The sequence below is a fragment of the Variovorax soli genome (genome assembly GCF_031454625.1).
In the GTDB taxonomy this organism is placed as follows: domain Bacteria; phylum Pseudomonadota; class Gammaproteobacteria; order Burkholderiales; family Burkholderiaceae_C; genus Variovorax; species Variovorax soli_A.
This window is the reverse complement of sequence record NZ_JAVDRF010000003.1, coordinates 432,419-452,458: the sequence shown is the minus strand read 5'-3', so window position 1 is coordinate 452,458 and position 20,040 is coordinate 432,419. Positions and strand designations below refer to the sequence as shown.

Annotated in this window: 19 protein-coding genes; 2 read left to right on the top strand and 17 right to left on the bottom strand. The window is 69.5% G+C overall.

From position 1 onward, the window contains the following. Positions 1 to 33: 33 nt before the first annotated feature. The 16 genes from J2739_RS09285 to J2739_RS09210 all read right to left on the bottom strand — a co-directional run bounded on the left by J2739_RS09285 (position 34) and on the right by J2739_RS09210 (position 16,554). Positions 34 to 1,536: a UDP-N-acetylmuramoyl-L-alanyl-D-glutamate--2,6-diaminopimelate ligase gene (locus J2739_RS09285; RefSeq protein WP_309900761.1), complete on the bottom strand. Its 1,503-nt coding sequence runs from the start codon at positions 1,534 to 1,536 to the stop codon at positions 34 to 36. After that, a complete protein-coding gene (locus J2739_RS09280) occupies positions 1,536 to 3,284 on the bottom strand; it encodes a peptidoglycan D,D-transpeptidase FtsI family protein (RefSeq protein WP_309900759.1) in 1,749 nt (582 codons plus the stop codon). Before J2739_RS09280 ends, J2739_RS09285 begins: the two co-directional genes overlap by 1 nt. Beyond that, positions 3,281 to 3,643, bottom strand: coding sequence for a cell division protein FtsL (gene ftsL, locus J2739_RS09275; protein ID WP_309900757.1), 363 nt, complete (start codon positions 3,641 to 3,643; stop codon positions 3,281 to 3,283). Before ftsL ends, J2739_RS09280 begins: the two co-directional genes overlap by 4 nt. Before the next feature lie 2 nt (positions 3,644 to 3,645). After that, complete coding sequence (gene rsmH, locus J2739_RS09270; RefSeq protein ID WP_309900755.1) at positions 3,646 to 4,569, bottom strand: 16S rRNA (cytosine(1402)-N(4))-methyltransferase RsmH; 924 nt, start codon at positions 4,567 to 4,569, stop codon at positions 3,646 to 3,648. 8 nt (positions 4,570 to 4,577) lie between these two features. Further along, positions 4,578 to 5,006 carry a division/cell wall cluster transcriptional repressor MraZ gene (gene mraZ / locus J2739_RS09265; RefSeq protein WP_309900754.1) on the bottom strand — a complete coding sequence of 143 codons (429 nt, stop codon included), beginning with the start codon at positions 5,004 to 5,006 and terminating at the stop codon, positions 4,578 to 4,580. Positions 5,007 to 5,267: 261 nt separating this feature from the next. Then, positions 5,268 to 6,590 carry an ATP-dependent protease ATPase subunit HslU gene (gene hslU / locus J2739_RS09260; protein WP_309900751.1) on the bottom strand — a complete coding sequence of 441 codons (1,323 nt, stop codon included), beginning with the start codon at positions 6,588 to 6,590 and terminating at the stop codon, positions 5,268 to 5,270. A gap of 148 nt (positions 6,591 to 6,738) precedes the next feature. Next, complete coding sequence (hslV, locus tag J2739_RS09255) at positions 6,739 to 7,284, bottom strand: ATP-dependent protease subunit HslV (RefSeq protein WP_309900749.1); 546 nt, start codon at positions 7,282 to 7,284, stop codon at positions 6,739 to 6,741. Positions 7,285 to 7,412: 128 nt separating this feature from the next. Further along, positions 7,413 to 9,005: an STAS domain-containing protein gene (locus J2739_RS09250; RefSeq protein WP_309900747.1), complete on the bottom strand. Its 1,593-nt coding sequence runs from the start codon at positions 9,003 to 9,005 to the stop codon at positions 7,413 to 7,415. Positions 9,006 to 9,036: 31 nt separating this feature from the next. Beyond that, positions 9,037 to 9,939, bottom strand: coding sequence for an RNA polymerase-binding protein DksA (dksA, locus tag J2739_RS09245; RefSeq protein WP_405053862.1), 903 nt, complete (start codon positions 9,937 to 9,939; stop codon positions 9,037 to 9,039). A gap of 348 nt (positions 9,940 to 10,287) precedes the next feature. Then, positions 10,288 to 11,334 (bottom strand): CobW family GTP-binding protein, encoded by a 1,047-nt coding sequence (locus J2739_RS09240; protein ID WP_309900743.1) that lies wholly within the window; start codon positions 11,332 to 11,334, stop codon positions 10,288 to 10,290. Between the two features lie 101 nt (positions 11,335 to 11,435). Beyond that, a complete protein-coding gene (locus J2739_RS09235; RefSeq protein WP_309900741.1) occupies positions 11,436 to 12,638 on the bottom strand; it encodes a class I SAM-dependent rRNA methyltransferase in 1,203 nt (400 codons plus the stop codon). Positions 12,639 to 12,702: 64 nt separating this feature from the next. Beyond that, the gene (locus J2739_RS09230) at positions 12,703 to 13,728 is read right to left on the bottom strand and encodes a tyrosine recombinase XerC (RefSeq protein ID WP_309900740.1); all 1,026 of its coding nucleotides are present in this window, start codon (positions 13,726 to 13,728) and stop codon (positions 12,703 to 12,705) included. After that, positions 13,712 to 14,329, bottom strand: a complete 618-nt coding sequence (locus tag J2739_RS09225; protein ID WP_309900738.1) for a YdcF family protein — start codon at positions 14,327 to 14,329, stop codon at positions 13,712 to 13,714. Before J2739_RS09225 ends, J2739_RS09230 begins: the two co-directional genes overlap by 17 nt. Further along, the gene (locus J2739_RS09220; protein WP_309900736.1) at positions 14,326 to 14,991 is read right to left on the bottom strand and encodes a DUF484 family protein; all 666 of its coding nucleotides are present in this window, start codon (positions 14,989 to 14,991) and stop codon (positions 14,326 to 14,328) included. The genes J2739_RS09225 and J2739_RS09220 overlap by 4 nt, the downstream gene beginning before the upstream one ends. A gap of 31 nt (positions 14,992 to 15,022) precedes the next feature. Further along, the gene (gene dapF, locus J2739_RS09215) at positions 15,023 to 15,898 is read right to left on the bottom strand and encodes a diaminopimelate epimerase (protein ID WP_309900735.1); all 876 of its coding nucleotides are present in this window, start codon (positions 15,896 to 15,898) and stop codon (positions 15,023 to 15,025) included. A gap of 32 nt (positions 15,899 to 15,930) precedes the next feature. Further along, positions 15,931 to 16,554, bottom strand: coding sequence for a 2-hydroxychromene-2-carboxylate isomerase (locus tag J2739_RS09210; RefSeq protein ID WP_309900733.1), 624 nt, complete (start codon positions 16,552 to 16,554; stop codon positions 15,931 to 15,933). A 21-nt stretch (positions 16,555 to 16,575) separates the two neighbouring features. Here J2739_RS09210 and J2739_RS09205 point away from each other — a divergent pair, with 21 nt between their 5' ends. Beyond that, positions 16,576 to 18,120, top strand: coding sequence for an NAD(P)/FAD-dependent oxidoreductase (locus J2739_RS09205; protein ID WP_309900731.1), 1,545 nt, complete (start codon positions 16,576 to 16,578; stop codon positions 18,118 to 18,120). Further along, positions 18,120 to 19,010 (top strand): LysR family transcriptional regulator, encoded by an 891-nt coding sequence (locus tag J2739_RS09200; protein WP_309900729.1) that lies wholly within the window; start codon positions 18,120 to 18,122, stop codon positions 19,008 to 19,010. The genes J2739_RS09205 and J2739_RS09200 overlap by 1 nt, the downstream gene beginning before the upstream one ends. Here J2739_RS09200 and J2739_RS09195 read toward each other — a convergent pair. Beyond that, complete coding sequence (locus tag J2739_RS09195) at positions 18,998 to 20,014, bottom strand: tripartite tricarboxylate transporter substrate binding protein (RefSeq protein ID WP_309900727.1); 1,017 nt, start codon at positions 20,012 to 20,014, stop codon at positions 18,998 to 19,000. The two genes, J2739_RS09200 and J2739_RS09195, sit on opposite strands and share 13 nt — an antisense overlap. Between the last annotated feature and the right edge of the window lie 26 nt (positions 20,015 to 20,040).

Below are 20,040 nucleotides of genomic sequence, written 5' to 3'. Positions count from 1 at the left end.
CTGCGATGTTCGCTTGGGGAACGGCCCGGCGGCTCATGATTGCCCACTCCTTCGCGTCAGTGCATCGACGGCGTGCGCCCGGTCGGAGAACGCGATGCGCTCGCCGGCGATCTCCTGCCAGGCTTCGTGGCCGCGGCCCGCCAGCAGCACCACGTCCTCGGGCGCGGCCTGGGCCAGGGTCTGGCGGATGGCCTCGGCGCGGTCGGGCTCGACCTGGGCCGCCTCGGGGCGCGCCAGTCCCAGCAGGATCTGGCTGATGATGGCGCCGGGCTTCTCGCTGCGCGGGTTGTCGCTGGTCAGGACCACGCGGTCGGCCTGCTTCTCGGCCACCGCAGCCATCATCGGCCGCTTGGCGCGGTCGCGGTCGCCGCCGCAGCCGAACATGCACCAGAGCTGCCCGCCGCGCTGCCGCGCCAGCGGGCGCAGGCCGGCCAGGGCCTTGTCCAGTGCGTCCGGCGTGTGGGCGTAGTCGACCACGGCCAACGGCCGTCCCGGCAGGCTCACGCGCTCCATGCGGCCCGGCACGCTGTCCAGCCGGGCGCAGGCCGCCACCGCCTGCGCCAGCGTGAGGCCCAGCGCGCGCAGGGTGCCGAGCACGCCCAGCAGGTTGGCCACGTTGTACTGGCCGATCAGGCGGGTGCGCAGGCGCTCGGGCGCGACGCCGCGCTCGGCCACGGTGAACTGCAGGCCCTCGGCGTCGTAGCCGACCTCCGTCGCCGCGAGGCGGGCCGGCGCGCCGGCAGCCGAGACGGTCCAGAGATCCGGGGCACTTTCGCCGCGCTCGACCAGGTTGCCCACCAGGCTGGCACCGTGAACGTCGTCGATGTTGACCACCGCGGCGCGCAGGCCGGGCCAGCGGAACAGCTCGGCCTTGGCCTGCCAGTAGGCATCCATGCTGCCGTGGTAGTCCAGGTGGTCCTGGGTGAAGTTGGTGAACACGGCGACCGCGATGCGCGTGCCGTCGAGGCGGCGCTCGGCGATGCCGATCGAGGACGCTTCGATGGCGCAGGCACCGAAGCCGCGCGTGGCGAAGGCGCGCAGCTCGCGTTGCAGCATCACCGGGTCGGGCGTGGTGAGGCCCGTGTAGGCGAGGTCGGGCGGCACGCCGATGCCGAGCGTGCCCATCACCGCGCAGGGGCGCGTGGCGTCGTGCGCCGCCAGCGCCTGTGCCAGCCACCAGGCGGTGGAAGTCTTGCCGTTGGTGCCGGTGACGGCGAGCACGTCCAGGCGCGACGACGGGTCGTCGTGGAAGGCGGCGGCGATCGGTCCGGTCGCGGCCTTCAGGCCGGCGTAGCCGGCGATGCGCACGTCGCCCGCGTCGAAGCCGAAGGCCTCGGCGCCCTCGGCCTCGACCAGGCAGGCCGCTGCGCCCTGGGCCAGTGCGGCCGCGACGTGGCGCCGTCCATCGGTCGCCGCGCCCGGCCAGGCGACGAAGCCGTCGCCCGCGCCCACCGGCCGGCTGTCGGCATGCAGCGCGCCGCGCACGCGGGCCTTCAGCCAGGCCGAGGCTTCGAGGGGGTTGTGGAGCGCCAGCATCAGAAGCTCTCCTCCACGCCATTGGTGACGACCAGCGGTTTGACTGCCAGGTCCGGCGGCACGTTCATCATGCGCAGCGTCTGCTGCACCACCTCGCTGAAGACGGGCGCCGCCACCATGCCGCCGAAGTACTGGCCGGCGCTCGGCTCGTCGATCATCACCGCCACGATGATGCGCGGCTTCTCGATCGGCGCCATGCCGGTGAACCAGGCGCGGTACTTGTTGCTGGCATAGCCGCGCCCGACCTGCTTGTGCGCCGTGCCCGACTTGCCGCCCACCGAATAGCCGATGGTCTGCGCACGCTGGCCCGTGCCGCCGGGGCCCGCGGCCATCTGCAGCATCTTGCGCACCGCCAGCGCGTTCTGCGCCGAGAACACCTTCACGCCCACGGCGGGGTCGGGATTCTTGAGGATGGTGGCGGGAATGATGTCGCCGTCGTGCGCGAAGGCGGTGTAGGAATGCGCCATCTGGAACAACGAGGCCGACAGGCCGTAGCCGTAGGCCATGGTGGCCTGCTCCACCGGCTTCCAGCTCTTCCACGGGCGCAGCCGCCCCGTCACGGCGCCGGGAAACTGGAGCTGCGGCTTCTGGCCGTAGCCGAGCGCGGTGTAGGTGTCCCACATCTCGTGCGGCGACATCTTCTGGGCGATCTTGAGCGCGCCCACGTTGCTGGACTTCTGGATCACGCCCTCCACCGTCAGCAGGCCGTAGTTGTGCGTGTCGCTGATGGTGAAGCCGCCGATGCTGTAGCGCCCCGGAGAGGTGTCGATCGGCGTCTGCGGCTTGATGCGCCCCGCCTCCAGCGCCATCGCCACCGTGATGGGCTTCATGGTCGAGCCCGGCTCGAAGGTGTCGGTGAGCGCGCGGTTGCGCAGCTGCTCGCCGGTGAGGTTCTGGCGCTTGTCGGGCACGTAGCTCGGGTAGTTGGCCAACGCCAGCACCTCGCCGGTGATGGCGTCCAGCACCACCACGCTGCCCGCCTTGGCCTTGTTGGTGGTGACCGCGTCGCGCAGCTTCTGGTAGGCGAAGAACTGGACCTTGCTGTCCACGGAGAGCTGGATGTCCTTGCCATCCACGGGCGGTACCTGTTCGCCGATGCCCTCGACCACGCGGCCGAGGCGGTCCTTGATCACGCGCTTCGAGCCGGCCCGGCCGGCCAGCTCCTGGTTGAAGGCAAGCTCGATGCCTTCCTGGCCCTTGTCCTCGACGTTGGTGAAGCCCACCACGTGCGCGGCGGCCTCGCCCTCGGGATACTGGCGCTTGTATTCCTTGCGCTGGTAGAGGCCCTTGATGTTGAGCTCTGCGATCTGCTTGGCGATGGGCTCGTCGACCTGGCGCTGGATCCAGACGAAGGTCTTGTCCTCGTCCTCCAGCTTCTTGTCGAAGTCCTTCTGCGCCATGCCCAGCAGCTTCGCGACCTGGCGCAGCTTGGCCTTGACCTCGGGATCGTCGCGCTCGATGTCCTCGGGAATGGCCCAGATGCTGGGCGCCACGACGCTGGAGGCGAGCAGCAGGCCGTTGCGGTCCAGGATGCGGCCGCGGTTGGCGGGCAGTTCCAGCGTGCGGGCGAAGCGGACCTCGCCCTGGCGTTGGAAGAACGCGTTGTCGAACACCTGCACATAGGCAGCGCGGCCGGCCAGCACCAGGAAGCCGAACGCGATGCCGCCGACGATGAACTTGCTGCGCCAGACCGGCGTCTTGCTCGCCAGCAAGGGGCTGGTGGTGTACTGGACGCTGCGGCGGCTCACGGCGTCGGCCCTCGCGTCGCCGGCGCGCCGCTACGTTGCGCTGCGGTGCCTGTCACTGGGGCCGGTGTCGGTGCCGCCACAGCCGGGATCACCGTGCCGTCGGCGCGCACGTACTGCGTGATCGCCGGCGTGGTGGTGCGCATCTTCAGCTGCTCCTTCGCCAGCCGCTCCACGCGCAGCGGCGTGGCCTGGGCGCGCTTCTCCACCTCCAGCCGATCGTGCTCGAGCTCCAGTCGGCGCGTCTCGCTCTGCACCCGGTACAGCTCCGTGAAGAGCTGGCGCGACAGGTACTGCGTGTGCACCAGGTAGATCGCCGAGGCCAGCACAGCCAGGAGCAGGAGGAGGTTGAGGCGCACCACGGTCAGATCTCGTCCGTGCGTTCGGCGATGCGCAGGATTGCGCTGCGTGCCCGGGGATTGGCTTCCACCTCGGCCTGCGACGGCTTGATGCGGCCCAGGGCCCGCAGCGCCATCACGCGCGGCGCAGCGAAGGGCGCGCGGCGGTCGTAGACCTCGCGCGAGTGCCTGGCGATGAACTGCTTCACGATGCGGTCTTCGAGCGAATGGAAGCTGATCACCGCGAGCCGGCCCCGGGGTTGCAACACGGAAAGACTCGCTTCTAGCGCCTGTTGCAGCTCTTCAAGCTCGGCGTTGATGAAAATCCGAAGAGCCTGAAATGTGCGCGTTGCAGGGTTCTGGCCCGGCTCGCGGGTTTTGACCGTGCCAGCCACGAGCTCGGCCAGCTCGGCGGTGGTTGAAATTGGGCCCCGTTCCTGTCGGCGAGCTGCAATCGCCTTTGCAATCTGAACAGCAAACCGTTCTTCGCCATAGTCACGAATCACCTCCGCCATCTGCTGCACTTCGGCCGTTGCCAGCCACTCGGCCACGCTCTGGCCGCGCGTGGTGTCCATGCGCATGTCGAGCGGGCCGTCGAAACGAAAAGAAAAACCCCGTACGGGGTTGTCGATCTGGGGGGAGCTCACGCCGAGGTCCATCAGAAGGCCGGCGACGCTGCGCGGCGGCAGTTCCCTCAGATGATCGAAGCTCTGGTGCCGGATGGAAAAACGCGCATCCTCGATGCGCGCTGCCTCGGCCACCGCTTCCGCGTCCTTGTCGAACGCGATCAGCCGGCCGGCTTCTGACAGTCTTTCCAGGATGGCCCGGGAATGCCCCCCGCGCCCGAACGTCGCATCGACGTAGGTGCCGGAGCCGCGCGCGTCCCCGGGAAGGAGGGCTTCCACCGCCTCCTTCAACAACACGGTCGTATGGCTCCATGGCGTTTGCACTGCGGGCCTCAGAACGAGAAGTCCTGGAACACATCGGGCATATCGCCCTGGGTCGCCTCGGCCTCCTTGGCATCGTAGGTGGCCTTGTCCCAGAGCTCGAAGTTGTTGCCCATGCCCAGGAGCAGAACATCGCGCGTGATGCCTGCCGCCGCTCGCAGCTCGGGCGAAATGAGGACACGGCCGGTGCCGTCCATTTCCACGTCCATGGCGTTGCCCAGGAAGACGCGCTTCCACCACTGTGCCGACATCGGAAGCGCCGCGATGCGCTCGCGGAATTTCTCCCACTCCGGACGGGGGAACACCATCAGGCAGCCATGGGGGTGCTTCGTGATCGTGAGCTGGCCGGCCGCGGTCGCGCTCAGCACGTCACGATGCCGGGTCGGCACGGAGAGCCGCCCCTTGGCATCCAGACTGAGCGAAGAAGCCCCTTGAAACACGACCGCGAAACCCCTGTCTTGGAAGGCGCCGCGCACCTCGGCGAGGCACGATCGGACACTTTTTCCCACTTAACTGCACTTTTTTGCACTGTAGCAGGAAACACCTACCCTGCAACCAGGCGTCGCGGCTATTTTTTGTAATGGAATCAACGACTTAGCAGTGTTTTTGAAGTCTCAAAAACATCGAATTCCGTTGCAGATGAAGCACTTAGCTCACGCAATGAATGTGTTGCGTGAACCGTTCGAGTGCGAAAGCCCCGCTCAGAGAATGAATCGGGAAAGGTCTTCGTCGTGACTTAGTGCCGAAAGGCGAGCGTCGACATAAGCCGCATCGATGCGTACGGTCTGCCCCTCCAGCTTGGTGGCGTCGAAGCTCACCTCGTCCAGGAGCCGCTCCATCACCGTCGAGAGCCGCCGCGCGCCGATGTTCTCGGTGCGCTCGTTGACCTCGTAGGCGATGCTGGCCAGCCGCGTGATGCCATCGGGCGCGAACTCCAGCGTCACGCCTTCAGTCGCCAGCAGCGCCTGGTACTGCTTGACCAGCGAGGCGCGCGTCTGGGTCAGGATGCTCTCGAAATCCGCCACCGACAGCGATTGCAGCTCGACTCGGATGGGAAAGCGGCCCTGGAGCTCCGGGATCAGGTCGCTCGGCTTGCTCAGGTGGAAGGCGCCGCTGGCGATGAAGAGGATGTGGTCGGTACGCACCACGCCGTACTTGGTGCTCACCGCCGTGCCCTCGACCAGCGGCAGCAGGTCGCGCTGCACGCCCTGGCGCGACACGTCGGCGCCCTGGGTCTCGCTGCGGGTGGCGACCTTGTCGATCTCGTCGATGAAGACGATGCCGTTCTGCTCCGCGTTGTTGATCGCCTGGGTGCGGATCTCGTCCTCGTTGAGCAGCTTGGCGGCCTCCTCGTCGATCAGGAGGCGCATGGCCTCGCCGATCTTGAGCTTGCGCGTCTTGCGCCGCCCCTGGGTCAGCTGGCCGAACATGCCGCGCAGCTGCTCGGTCATGTCCTCCATGCCGGCAGGGCCCATGATTTCGAGCGGGGCACGGTTCTCGGCCAGCTCGATCTCGATCTCTTTGTCGTCGAGCTGGTGCTCGCGCAGCTTCTTGCGGAAGGCCTGGCGGGTGGCATTGCTGCTCTCTGCGTTGGAGCCGTCGGCGGTGCGGGCCGGGGGCAGCAGCACGTCGAGGATGCGCTCCTCGGCGCCGTCCTCGGCGCGCATGCGGACCTTGGCGCTCTCGCTCTCGCGCGTCTGCTTGACCGCCATCTCGGCCAGGTCGCGGACGATGGAGTCCACATCCTTGCCGACGTAGCCCACCTCGGTGAACTTGGTGGCCTCGACCTTGATGAAGGGTGCGTCGGCCAGGCGCGCGAGACGGCGCGCGATCTCGGTCTTGCCCACGCCGGTGGGGCCGATCATGAGGATGTTCTTGGGCGTGATCTCGGCGCGCAGCTTGTCGTCGACCTGCTGGCGGCGCCAGCGATTGCGCAGCGCAATGGCCACCGCGCGCTTGGCGTCGGGCTGGCCGACGATGTGGTTGTCGAGCTCGGAGACGATTTCCTGGGGGGTCATGGGCATGGGATTGGGGCCTTGGAAGACGGGATCGGACGACCGAACGCAGAAGACGCGAAGCTTTCGCAGAAGGCGCAGAAGGAATGCCGGGATTCTGAGTTCTTCTCTGCGACTTCTGCGTATCCGCGAGCTCTGCGCGCGGTCAAGCCCACATTCAGAGCGTCTCGATGGTGTGGTGCATGTTCGTGTAGATGCAAAGCTCGCCTGCGATCTCGAGCGACTTCTTCACGATCTCGGCGGCGCTGAGCTCGGTGTGGTCGAGCAGGGCCTTGGCCGCGGCCTGCGCGTAGGCGCCACCGGAGCCGATCGCGATGATGCCGTTCTCGGGCTCCAGCACGTCGCCATTGCCGGTGATGATCAGCGAGCTGTGGGCGTCGGCCACCGCCAGCATCGCTTCCAGGCGGCGCAGCACGCGGTCGGTGCGCCAGTCCTTGGTCAGCTCGATGGCGGCGCGCGCCAGGTGGCCCTGGTGCTTCTCGAGCTTGCCTTCGAAGCGCTCGAAGAGGGTGAAGGCATCGGCGGTGGCCCCGGCGAAACCGGCGAGCACCTTGCCCTGGTAGAGCCGGCGCACCTTGCGCGCGCTGCCCTTGATGACGATGTTGCCCAAGGTGACCTGGCCGTCACCGCCGATCGCGACCTGGTCGCCGTTCGGGGTTTTGCGGCGCACGCTGATGATCGTAGTTCCGTGAAATTGTTCCATCGAAGCAATATGGCGATGGCCCGCCTGAATGCAAGCCGAAAAGCGGAAGGCAGGGCCGGAAACAGAATAGCGCGTCGCGGCGCCCTCCTCCGCCGGTAGATCGGCGGCGCCCGCGCGCCAGAGGCGCCTCAGTTCGCCCGGACGCCCACTTCGGCGTGGTCCGCGATCCCGATCACGCCGAAGAAGGCGGCAATGAGACGGTGTGCATCGACGAAGGCGACGCGCTGGCCGCGTGCGTCGCGGGCGGTGACCCAGTTCAGCAGCGACCCCGCGGCCGCGAAGTCGATGCGCACCAGCGCGGCGCAAGAAATGCTCAGGCCCTGCGCATCGGCCAACTCGGTGTCGAGGCGCCCCCAGGTCGAGAGCGATTCGCCGGCGAGCTCCCCCGCCAGCGAGCCGTGGCCCGCCGCGGCGGGCGTCGGCGCGGCATCCGCGCCCATCAGCTCGTCGTCGTGGCCCGAGATCGAGAATCCGGACGATACCGACGGCCGGGGCGTCGCCGCCGGCGCTTCGAGCTCGCCGAAGTCGCCCTTGGGGTCTTCCCAGGGCGGCGGCGACACCTCGTAAGTGATGCAGTAGTTGAGCGCCAGCAGCTCGAATTCGTCCGCCCGGTGCATGACCCGCAGGGCCGCCATGTGCAGCTGCCACCAGGCGGCATCGACCCGGCGTTCGTTGACCGGCGTCGCCTCGGTGAGCACGATCAGCAGCCGGTCGGCGCCGGCGAAGCGCAGCTGCACCGCCGAGTCGGCCCAGTGGTTGAAGAGCGCGCGCAACGGACCGGCGGCGTCGGGCTCGATGGCATCGAGCGCGCTCCAGTCCAGCTTCCAGATGGGGCCGGCCGCACCCAGGGCGCGCGTCAGGGCAAGCAGGTTTTCGCGCTTGAGCACCGCCGGACTGGCCCAGTCGGCGCCGCCGGCGGGCGCCGGTTCCGGCAGGCTGGGGGTGGCTGCTGCCACGACCTGGGCATGGCGCGCCACTGCGCGCAGCGAGATCCATTCGGGCGCGTTTCGCCTGGTGCGCTGGGCATAGCGCACCGCGGCCGCCTGGAACTTCTCGGGATCGCCCAGGGCGCGGTAGAAATCGAACAGCGCGCGCCACGTGTCGTCGTGATCGGCGCTCGAGGCTTCCGGCGCGAGCGCCTGCAGCAGGATGGCCTCGGTGCCGGCATCGTCGCCGTGGGCGAAGCGGATCGCGGCCTCCTCGATGCAGCCGTCGGACACAGAGGGCACGGCGGCCGCAGCGGCGCCCCCCCGGGGCGGCTGCACGCCGGGCACGGTGTCGGCATACGCGCGTGCGTGCTGAGCCGCCATGTCGCCGCTGGAGCTCGCCTTGCCGTCCTCGGCCGCCTGGCCGCCGGGGCCGCGGTTCTTCCACCACTGCTGCGACATCTGCTCTTCGATCTCGGCGATCTTCTTGAGCGTGAGTGCGCGGCCTTCGGTCTTGCCGGTCGTGCTGCTGATGTTGAAGGAGGACGGCGTAGCCGCCCCATCGCGCTCGCCGGCCGCCTCGCGCCGGCGCAGCTTGCGCAGCATGTCGAACTCCCGGCGGCGCACGAAGTCGTTGCGCTGCCGCCGCTCGATCATTTCCTTGAGCATCTCGCGGCTGTAGCCGTTCTCGAGCTGCGAGGACTCCTCGGCGTCGAGCTCGGACCAATCCTTGAGCGGATTGCGGACGAACTTCGCCACCTTGGACAGCAGGCGCCCGGTGTCTTCCTTGGCCATGCGCGGCGACTCCCCTCGATCCGTCCGGCGCTCAGTCGCCGAACATCTTCTGCTTGAGCTCGCGGCGCTGCTGCGCTTCGAGCGACAGCGTGGCGGTCGGGCGGGCCAGCAGGCGGCCGACGCCGATCGGCTCGCCGGTCTCGTCGCAGTAGCCGTAGTCGCCGGCGTCGATGCGCTGGATCGATTGCTCGATCTTCTTCAGCAGCTTGCGCTCGCGGTCGCGGGTGCGCAGCTCCAGCGCATGCTCTTCCTCGATGGTGGCGCGGTCGGCCGGGTCGGGCACCACCACCGTGTCTTCGCGCAGATGCTCGGTGGTCTCACCGGCGTTCTCGAGGATGCCGCGCTTCAATGCTTGCAGCTTGAGCCGGAAGAAGGCCATCTGCTTGTCGTTCATGTACTCCGAGTCCGGCATCGCGATCACCTCGGCATCGCTGAGCTCCTCCGGCGCCTTGGTCTTCCAGTTGTTCGCCAGCTTGGGGTCTTTCTTGACCGCGATGGGCGGCGGCGGCACCAGCGCGGTGTTCGCGACCTGCACGAAGCTGGACTTGGCCGCGGTGGAGGCCACGGATTGCGGCATGGAAGGCACGGTGACTTGCGACAACCGCGAAACGCGCCCGCCGCGTGCGGGAGCGGCCGTGGTGGAGGGAGGGGTGCTGGTGGGGTTGGTCGGAGTGGTCATAGCAGTTGTCGCCGCGGGCGTGGGGGCCGCAGCCGCCTTTTTAACGGGATTCGATGAAGCAGGTGCGGCGGCGCGGGTACCGGCCGCCTTGGTTGATGGGGAAGCGCCTGCACCCGCAGCCTTGGCCTTGCTCACGGCAGAGGGCTTCGGCGGCGCGTCAGGCCTCACGGGCTTGGACGCTGAAACCTTCTTCGCGACGGGCGCAGCCTGCTTGGCAACCGCCGTCTTCTTGACGGCTGGCTTGGACACGGGCATTGCCTTGGCGACTGGTTTCTTCACGGTGACTGGCTCCTTCGACGAACTGGTACGCGCTTTCAATGGGGATTTACTCCCATGGGAACCACTGTTGCCCGAGGGCTTCGCGGAACCCCGCCTTGTCAGGGGCTCGCCAGTGGCGAACCCAGGGGTTATACCCCCGAAAGCATGCCGTAAACGTGCGCAGCGCTATGCCGAAAGTCACACATCGTCCCGGGAAGGACGATGCCTGGCCTCGGAACAGGCGCGCGATTGTATAGAGAACTCGAAGGGATGGGCGCGATCGGCGGAAGCAGTCACCTCGGACGCGATCGCCGGCGCCGCGACGGGGTCAGGAAGAAGCGGGCTTCAGACCAGGCATTGCTCCAGGCCCTGCTCCAGGATCTCGCGCGGCAGGTCGATGCCGATGAACACCATGCGGCTGTTGCGCTTTTCGTCGGGGCCCCAGGCCGGGCCGAGGTCGCTGCCCATCAGCTGGTGCACGCCCTGGAAGATGACCTTGCGCTCGGTGCCCTGCATGTGCAGCACGCCCTTGTAACGCAGCATCCGGGGGCCGTAGATGTTGACGATGGCGCCCAGGAAGTCCTCCAGGCGCGCGGGGTCGAAGGGGCGGTCGGCGCGGAAGACGAAGCTCTTCACGTCGTCGTCGTGGTGATGGTGATGGCCATGGCCCTCGCCGCCGTGCGAGGGGTGGTCGCAGTGCTCGCCGTGCGCATGGTCGTGGTCGTGCGCCTCTTCCTCCTTCAGGAAGTCCGGGTCGATGTCCAGCTTGGCGTTGAGGTTGAAGCCGCGCAGGTCGAACACGTTCGACAGCGGCACCTCGCCGAAATGCACCTTCTGCTGCGGTGCACGCGGGTTCATGTGCTTGAGGCGGTGAATCAGCGCCTCGGTTTCCTCGGCCGCCACCAAGTCGCTCTTGCTGATGAAGATCTGGTCGGCAAAGCCGACCTGGCGGCGCGCCTCCTGACGGTCGTTGAGCTGCTGCGGCGCATGCTTGGCGTCGACCAGCGTGAGGATCGAGTCGAGCAGATAGCTCTCGGCGATCTCGTCGTCCATGAAGAAGGTCTGCGCGACCGGACCCGGGTCGGCCAGGCCGGTGGTCTCGATCACCACGCGATCGAAGTCGAGCAGGCCCTTGCGCTTCTTGGCGGCCAGCAGCTGCAGGGCCTCGCGCAGATCCTCCCGGATGGTGCAGCAGATGCAGCCGTTGCTCATCTGCACGATCTGCTCCTTGGACTCGGTGACCAGGATGTCGTTGTCGATGTTCTCCTCGCCGAACTCGTTCTCGATCACGGCGATCTTCTGTCCGTGCGCCTCGGTCAGGATGCGCTTGAGCAGCGTGGTCTTGCCGGAGCCGAGGAAGCCGGTGAGGATGGTGGCGGGGATCAGGGCCATGGATGCTCCGGGAAGGGGGACGAGGGGGAAGGCGGGAAGTTTAGCCATGCGCCCCAAGCCACGCTCCGGCAGGGGCAAAGGGGCCGTGCGTGCCTTGTGCCCTATTTGCGCACCACCACCAGGCCTTTCAAGTACTCGCCCTCCGGGAACTCGATGGTCATGGGGTGGTCCGGCGCCGCGCCCAGGCGCTCGCTGATGTAGCCGTCCACGCCGGCATCGATGCCGGCCGAGGCCACGATCTTGTGGAACAGGTCGCCGCCGATGCCGCCCGAGCACGAAAAGGTCAGCAGCACGCCGCCCGGCTCGAGCAGCTTCAGGGCCAGTCGGTTGAGGTCCTTGTAGGCCCGCGCCGCGCGCTCGGCGTGGGCCACGGTGGGGGCGAACTTGGGCGGGTCGAGCACGATGGCATCGAAGCTGCGGCCCTCGTCGAGAAAGCGGCGCAAGCTGGCATTGACATCGGCGTCGAGGAATTCGGTGCGGGCCTGCTCGAAGCCGTTGTACGCCACATGGCTCTGGGCGCGCTCGAGCGCCGGCAGCGAGGAGTCGATCGACAGCAGCTCCGCCCCCTCGAGCGCACCGGCGGCCTTCAGCCCCGCCAGCGCCGCCACCGTGAAGCCGCCGGTGTAGCAGAAGCAGTTGAGCACGCGCCGGAAGCGCCGGTGCCGCGCCAGCTCGGCAAAGCGCCGGCGGCTGTCGCGCTGGTCGAGATAGAAGCCGGTCTTGTGGCCGGTGGCGATGTCCAGCGTGAGCTGCCAGTCGTGCTCGCGGATGGCGAGCTCGCTGGGCCCGCTGCCGCGCAGCCAGCCGGCCGCAGGCGCCAGGCCCTCGCGCTCGCGGCCGCTCGCATCGGAGCGCTCGTAGAGCTTCGCCAGCCCGGACGCGGCCAGCAGTGCATCGGCCAGCACGCTCTTCCAGCGCTCGGCGCCGGCCGACAGGAACTGCGCCACCAGCGTATCGCCGTAGCGGTCGACGATCAGGCCCGGCAGCCCGTCCGCCTCGCCGTGCACCAGGCGAAGGCCGTCGCTGTGGATGTCGAAGAGCTGCCGCGCGGCAACGGCGGCCTGCACCCGCGCCGCCATGAAGCCGGCGTCGATGCGCTGCGCCTCGTCGAAGCTCCAGGCCCGCGCGCGGATCTTGGAATGGGGACTGAAGGCCGCCCAGGCCAGGAAGCGGCCGTCCTCGGCCTCGATGCGCACCGTCTCGCCGGCGTCACCGCCGCCCTTGGCGATGGCCGATTCGAAGACCCAGGGATGGCGGCGCAGCAGCGAGCGTTCCTTGCCGGGGCGCAGACGGAGTGTTTTCATGGGAGGGGTGCGAAGACGCGGAAAGGCAGCCGAACGCAGAGGGCGCAGAGATGAAGAAAAAATTTCATGCGGGTCTTTTCTGCGTCTTCCGCGACACCTTCGCGCCTTCTGCGTTCGCCTGCCCGCTCCCGTCTTCCAGCGCCCGCGCACGCGGATGCGCTGCATCGTAGGCCTTGGCCAGGTGCTGGAAGTCCAGGCGCGTGTAGACCTGCGTCGTCGAGATGCTGGCGTGGCCCAGCAGCTCCTGCACGGCGCGCAGGTCGCTGCTCGACTGCAGCACATGGCTGGCGAAGGAATGGCGCAGCATGTGCGGATGCACCGGCGCGGCCAGGCCGGCCTTCAGGCTGCGTTGGCGCAGCTGGCGCCAGACGGCCTGGGAGGACAGGCGCAAGCCGGTGCGGCCGATGAAGAGCGCCGCGGCGCCAGCCGGATCGCGCAGCCGCGCGGCCGGCAGCGCCGCACAGTCCTCGCGCCGCGCCAGCCAGGCCGCCAGCGCCTCGGCCGCCCTGGCGCCCACCGGCACGCTGCGCCGCTTGCTGCCCTTGCCGAGCACGCTGGCCTCCCGCGCATCGAGATCGACCCAGCCGCGTGCCGTGTTGCTCGCGCGCAAGTCGAGGCCGGTCAGTTCGCTGACGCGCAGGCCGCAGCCATAGAGCAGCTCCACGATGGCGCGGTCGCGCGACTCGGTCCACGGGTCGGCCGCGTCGTCGTGCAACTCGGCGAGCTGCACCGCCTCGTCGACCGCCAGTGCCTTCGGCAGCGGTCGTCCGGACTTGGGCGCGTGCACATCCTGCACGGGGTTCGCAACGATGCGGCCCTCGTGGCCGAGCCAGCGGTAGAAGCCGCGCCAGCAGGACAGCACCAGCGCGATGCCGCGCGACTCGCGGCCCGCGCTGTGCAATTGCGCCATCCAGCGGCGCACGTGCGCGGTCTGCACCTGGTCCAGCGCCAATCCCGCGGCCCGGGCCTTCTCGACCAGCGTCTTCAGGTGAATCGCATAGAGCTCGACGCTGCGCGCCGCCAACCGGCGTTCCACCCGCACATGTTCGAGATACCGCTCGACGAGCGGCGATTCAGCGGAGGTATCCATGGGCGGCATTGTTCACGATGGCCAGCGGCTCGCGCAACGCGCCCCGGAAGGCCATCCCCCAGCGCTGCCAGCACGTGGTGGAAGCAGCGGCGTACTGCACCTCGAAGCGCCGATCGAAGCCCAGCGCGTGCGCCAGGCGCTCGACGCGCCAGAGGTGGTAAGGCTCGGAGACGATGATCACGCGCTGCACGCCCGCCGCCTCGAGCAGCGGCCGCGACATCGAGAGGTTCTCCCGCGTGGACTGCGACACCGGCTCCAGCAGCAGCGCACCCGCGTAGCCCGCGGCGCGTGCATGCTGCTGCATCACCTCGGCCTCGATGCGGCCGTCCTCCCGGTCGACGCCGCCCGAGAACACGAGCTGGCGCACCAGGCCGGCGCGCGCCATGGCCAGGGCGGCATCGACGCGCCCGGTGAGGCAGGGGTTCGGGCGGCCGTCGCGGTAGGCGCGATTGCCGAGCACCAGCGCCACGTCGGCCGCACGTGCCGGCGGATGCGCGAGCCGCTCGCGCGCATGCAGCCAGATCGTGGCGTGGATCGCGGCATAGCCCAGCAGCAGCACGAGCAGCGCGCCCGGCAGCGCGCGCCGAAGGCCAGCGGTCAAGCGCGCAGCCGCGACAGCGCCGCCGAGGCCAGCTCGGCGATGCGCTCCAGGAAGTCGGTGCCCATCTCGGCGTTGAAGCGATGCGCATCGGGCGATGCCAGCACCAGGAGGCCGAAAGCCGGCGCATCGGGCTCGGGCCGCAGCGGGATCAGCGCGATCGACACCGCTGCCTGCGGCTCGGGCAGCCAGCCCGCGACCTCGAAGCCGGCATTGAGGCCGCAGTAGGGCGCGGTCAGCGAGGTGGCCAGCGCCTTCATGTCATCGCTGACCTGCTGCGCATAAGGCTCCTGGAGATAGCTGCTGTCGCAGTCCCAGATCTTGATGGCGACCTGGGGCACCACGAAAAGCGTCTGCAGGTCGTTCGCGATGCGCGTGGGCAGCGCGCGCGGATCGCGGGCGGTCAGCAGGCCGCGGGTCCAGCGCTGCAGGCGGTCGGCGGTGACCACGTTCTCGGTGCCGTGGCGCACCATGTCCATCACCCGGTGCTCCAGCGCCTTGATCTTCTCGCGCAGCATCTCGGCCTGGCGCTCCTGCAGGCTGACGGCGCGGTTGCCGTGCGGACTGGTGAGCTGCACCTGCGCGAGCAGCTGCGCATGGCGTTCGAAGAAGTCGGGCGAGTTCGAGAGGTAGTTGGCGATGTCGTCTTCGGTGATGGGGTTCATGGGGTCTCGTCGATGGAAGTTCATGGCGCTTTCACGGGGCGTCGGGGACCTCGATGTCGCCCTCGAAGACGGTGACGGCAGGGCCGGTCATCAGCACCGGGGCGCCGTCGCCGGTCCACTCGATGGTCAGCAGCCCGCCGTGCGTCTGCACGTCGACGCGCGAATCGAGCCGTCCGAGCCGGATGCCCGCCACCACCGCGGCACAGGCGCCGGTGCCGCAGGCCAGGGTCTCGCCGGCGCCGCGCTCGAACACGCGCAGGCGCACATGGCTGCGATCGACGATCTGCATGAAGCCGGCATTGACGCGCTGGGGAAAGCGCGGATGGTGCTCGATCGCCGGACCCTGCTTCGCCACCGGCGCGGTATCGACATCCGGCACGATCTGCACCGCGTGCGGATTGCCCATCGAGAGCACCGCCACCGACACCTTGGCGCTTTCGGCGTGCGTGCCCAGGGTGAGGTGCCAGGTGTGCCAGCCGTTGTCATGCTGCGGGTCGAGGCCGGCGGTGTCGAAGGGCACGCGCTGCGGCTCGAAGATGGGGGCGCCCATGTCCACCGTCACGCGGCCGTCGGCGCCCATCCTGGGCTCGATGACGCCCGACAGCGTCTGCACCCGCACCTGGTCCTTGTCGGTCAGGCCGTGCTCGCGCACGAAGCGCATGAAGCAGCGCGCGCCATTGCCGCATTGCTCCACCTCGCCACCGTCGGCGTTGTGGATCACATACTGGAAGTCGACGCCCTCGCCGGGCGCGGGCCGCACGCTGAGGATCTGGTCGGCGCCGACGCCGAAATGGCGGTCGGCCAGGAAGCGGTACTGCGTCGCGTCGAGGCCCAACGCGCCGCGGGTCTCGTCCAGCACGACGAAGTCGTTGCCGGCGCCCTGCATCTTGGTGAAGCGGATTCGCATCGGGGGATTATCTGCCGCAGCGGTGTCTGCGATCAGCTGCGCCGCCGATCGAGCGCCCGGTCCAGGAATGCCAGCCGGTCCTGGCCCCAGAAGCGCTCGCCGTCGAGGATGTACGTCGGCGAGCCGAACACGCCCTTCTCCACCGCCTCGGCGCTGTTGGCGCGATAGACCGCCTGCGTCTCGGCGCCCTGCTCCAGGGCCTGCAGCGCCGCGCCGTCGTAGCCGTTCTCGTCGGCCACCGCGATGCGCACCTCGGCATCCGAAGTGTCGCGCTCCTCGGCCCACAGCGCGCGCAGCAGCGCGTGCGACAGCGGCTGCGCGTCCAGCCCCTGCAGCTGGGCCGCGATCACCATCCAGCCGGGGTACTTGTTCCAGTCCGGATCGGCGGGCTTGCCCTTGGGGTAGTGCGCCGGCTCCGGCACCAGCGGCATGCCCAGGTACTCGCGCCAGCGAACGAGCTCGAGCGCGTGGTAGCTGCGGCGCGCCTGGGGCCGCGTCTTCAACGGGATGCCGCCGGTCTGCGGCACCACGGCCTGGAAGTCGTAGGGTTTGAGCGTGAGGCGCACGTGGTGGCGGCGCACGATGTCCTGCAGTTGCGGGCCGCCGAGGTAGGCCCAGGGCGAGGAGAGGCTGTAGTAGCAGTCGAGGGCGATCATCTTCTGGATTATCTTCAGGCCATGCCTGACGATTCCTCCGCCACCGCGCTGCCGCCGGTGCCTATGCAGTTCACGGCCAGCCAACGCGACCGGGCCGCGCTCGAGGCCCTTGCCCGCCAGGCGCGGGCCGACCTCGAACGCATCAATGTCCCGCCCGCCGCCTGGATGCTCTCCGCCGAATCCGCCACCGACGCCTCGCCGGTGCTCGACGTGCTGGTGGCGGGCGCCGGCATGTGCGGCCAGACCGCCGCCTTCGCGCTGCGCCGCGAGGGCCTGACCAACATCCGCGTGGTCGACCGCGCCGCCCGCGGTGAAGAAGGCCCCTGGGGCAGCTATGCGCGGATGCTGACGCTGCGCAGCCCCAAGCAGGTCGGCGGGCCCGAGCTGGGCGTGCCTTCGCTTTCCTTCCGAGCCTGGTACGAGGCGCAGCACGGCAGCGAGGAATGGCAGGCGCTGCACAAGATCGGCCGGATCGACTGGCGCGACTACCTGCTGTGGGTGCGCGATACCGCCGGCCTGGCGGTAGACAACGGCGTCCGCCTGCGCTCCGTCTCGCACGCGGAGGGCGGCCGGCTGCTCTCGATCGAGCTGGAAGCCCCCGGCGGCCGCCGCGAGACCGTGCGCGCGCGCCAGCTGGTGCTCGCGCTGGGACGCGACGGCAGCGGCGCACCGCGCTGGCCCGACTTCCCATCGCTGCGGCGCGACGACCCGCTGGCGGCCGGCCGCGTGTTCCATTCGGCCGACGCGATCGATTTCGCGGCCTTGGAAGGCCAGCGCATCGGCGTGCTGGGCGCCGGCGCATCGGCCTTCGACAACGCGGGCTGTGCGCTGGAGGCCGGCGCTGCCGAGGTCCAGCTGTTCGCGCGCCGGGCTCACCTGCCACAGGTCAACAAGAGCAAGGCCGCGTCCAGCCACGGCTTCCTGCGCGGCTTCGAGGGGCTGGACGACGCGCGCAAGTGGCGCGTCTACACCTACATCTTCGACGAGCAGGTGCCGCCGCCCTGGGAAAGCGTGCGCCGCTGCGATGCGCACGCGGGTTTCACACTCTCGCTGGGAACACCCTGGCTGGACGTCGCGCCCGACGAGGACGGCGTGTCGGTCACCTTGCCGAACGGCGGCATCGAGCGCTTCGATGCGGTGATCTTCGGCACCGGCTTCGACGTCGACCTGCTCGACCGGCCCGAGCTCGCGCGCTACACACCGCTGGTCGACACCTGGGCGTGCCACGTGCCGCCCGAAGAGGCGCAGCGCCATCCCGAGCCGACGCGCTTTCCCTATCTGGGCGCCGGCTTCGAGCTGCGCGCTCGTGCGTCCGGTGCGCCGGACGCGGCCGCCGCGCTCTCGCGCATGCGGCTCTTCAACTGGGGCGCAACCATGAGCCACGGCGCGCTGGCGGGCGACATTCCCGGCCTCGCGATCGGCGCCACGCGCCTGGCCCAGGCGATCGCGCGCGACCTGTTCGTGGAAGACGCCGATCGCCACTGGGCGCGGCTGCAGGCGCATGACGAACCGGAACTGGCCCCGACCCGCTGGTACGTTCCGCCGGACCGGCGCGAAAGGCCCTGATGGACACGCGCCAGATGCGCTGCATCCTCGCGATCAGCGAGGCCGGAAGCCTCACCCGCGCGGCCGAGCGGCTGGGGCTCGCGCAGCCGGCCCTCACGCAGACGCTGAACCGGCTCGAGCGCGAGATCGGCACGCCCCTGTTCACCCGCACGCGGCGCGGCGCCACGCTGACCGAGGCCGGCCTCGCGATCGTGGACGATGTGCGCGCCAGCCTGGCCCATGGCGATGCCGCGGCCGACCGCGCGCGGGCCATTGCCGCGGGCCGCGCGGGAAGGCTGACGGTGGGCTTCGTGACGCATGCCATCTACGAGGTGCTGCCGCGCGCGCTGCGCCTGCTGCGCGCCGAGCATCCGCAGCTGGAGGTGGTGCTGCGCGAGATGAGCAACGCCGAGCAGGTCGACGCGCTGGCGGGCGGGCGCATCGATGTCGCGCTGCTGCATCCGCCGGTCTCCATCGACGCCCCTGTCCACGAGCTGCGGCTCGGACAGGAACCGATGGTGGCGGCGCTGCCGGCCGGCTACGAAGTGGCGCAGGACGGCCGCGTGTCGCTGGCCGAGATCGCGCGGCACGGCCTGGTCTGGTTTCCCGAAGAGCAGATCCCCGCCCTGCGCAGCCAGCTGCTGGGCGCGATCCGGCGCGCCGGCCATCCGGTGCAGGTCGTGCAGGACGCGAACCGCACGCTGACCGTGCTGGCCTGCGTGGCCGCCGGGCTGGGCTGGTCGCTGCTGCCGCGCTCGGTGCATGCGCTGCGCCACGAAGGCGTGCGCTATGCCGAGGTGCGCGACGGCGCGGACCTGCCGGCCTTCGAGCTGGCGGCGATGTGGCTGGCCCGCTCGCGGCCGACCTTTGCCGACGTTTTCGCCGGCAAGCTTTCGCTTCAGTCGAGCTGAAGCTTGTTCTCTCTCGCGAGCCGGGCCCACTTGGCGAGCTCGGCGCGGCGAAAGGCATCGAGCTCGGCCGGTGTGCTGCCGATCACCTCGGCGCCCAGGGCTTCCAGCCGCGGCCGCACTTCGGCGTCCTGGAGCGTCGCGGCGATTTCCTTCGACAGCCGCTCGATCACCGGTGCAGGCGTGCCGGCCGGCACGAAGAGCGCATTCCACTCGTACATCTCGTAGCCCGGCAGGCCCGACTCCGCGATGGTCGGCACCTCCGGCAGCACCGCTGAGCGCGTGCGGCCGCCGATCGCGATCGGCCGCAGCTTGCCGCCCTGGATGTAGGGCAGGCCCGAGCCCAGGCTGGCGAAGAACACCGGCACCTGGCCCGCCATCACGTCCGTGAGCGCCGGGCCGCCGCCCTTGTAGGCCACGTGCGTCATGCGCGTCTTCGCCATCGAATCGAAGAGCTCGGCGGCCAAGTGCGGCGAGGAGCCGTTGCCCGAGGAGGCGTAGTTGATTTCGCCCGGCCGCGCCTTGGCCTGCGCGATCAGGTCCTTCACGCTGCGGATCGGGGCGGCGGGATGCACCACCAGGATGTTGGGCACCTTGACCAGCAGGGACACCGGCGCGAAGTCGCGCAAGGTGTCGAAGGGCATCTTGCTGCGCAGCGCCGGGTTCTGCGCGTGGTTGGAGGCGTCCAGCATCACGGTGTAGCCGTCGGCCGGACTCCGGGCGACCAGCTCGCCGCCGATCGCGCCGCCCGCGCCGCCGCGGTTGTCGATCACCACCGGCTGCCCCAGCCGCGCCGAGAGCTTGGGCCCGATGATGCGGGCCACCGCGTCGACCGTGCCGCCGGGCGGATAGGTCACGACCAGGCGCACCGGCTTGGACGGCCAGGCCGGTCCCGAGCCTGTCGATGTGGATGCGGCCTGGGCCTGCGCAGCAGCCGCCGCGAGCAGCAGGCCGGCGGCAGCGACGACGCGAAAAGTGCGGCGCGCGAGGCGCGTGGAATGGAACATGGCGGTGTCTCCTTCGGGCGCCAGCA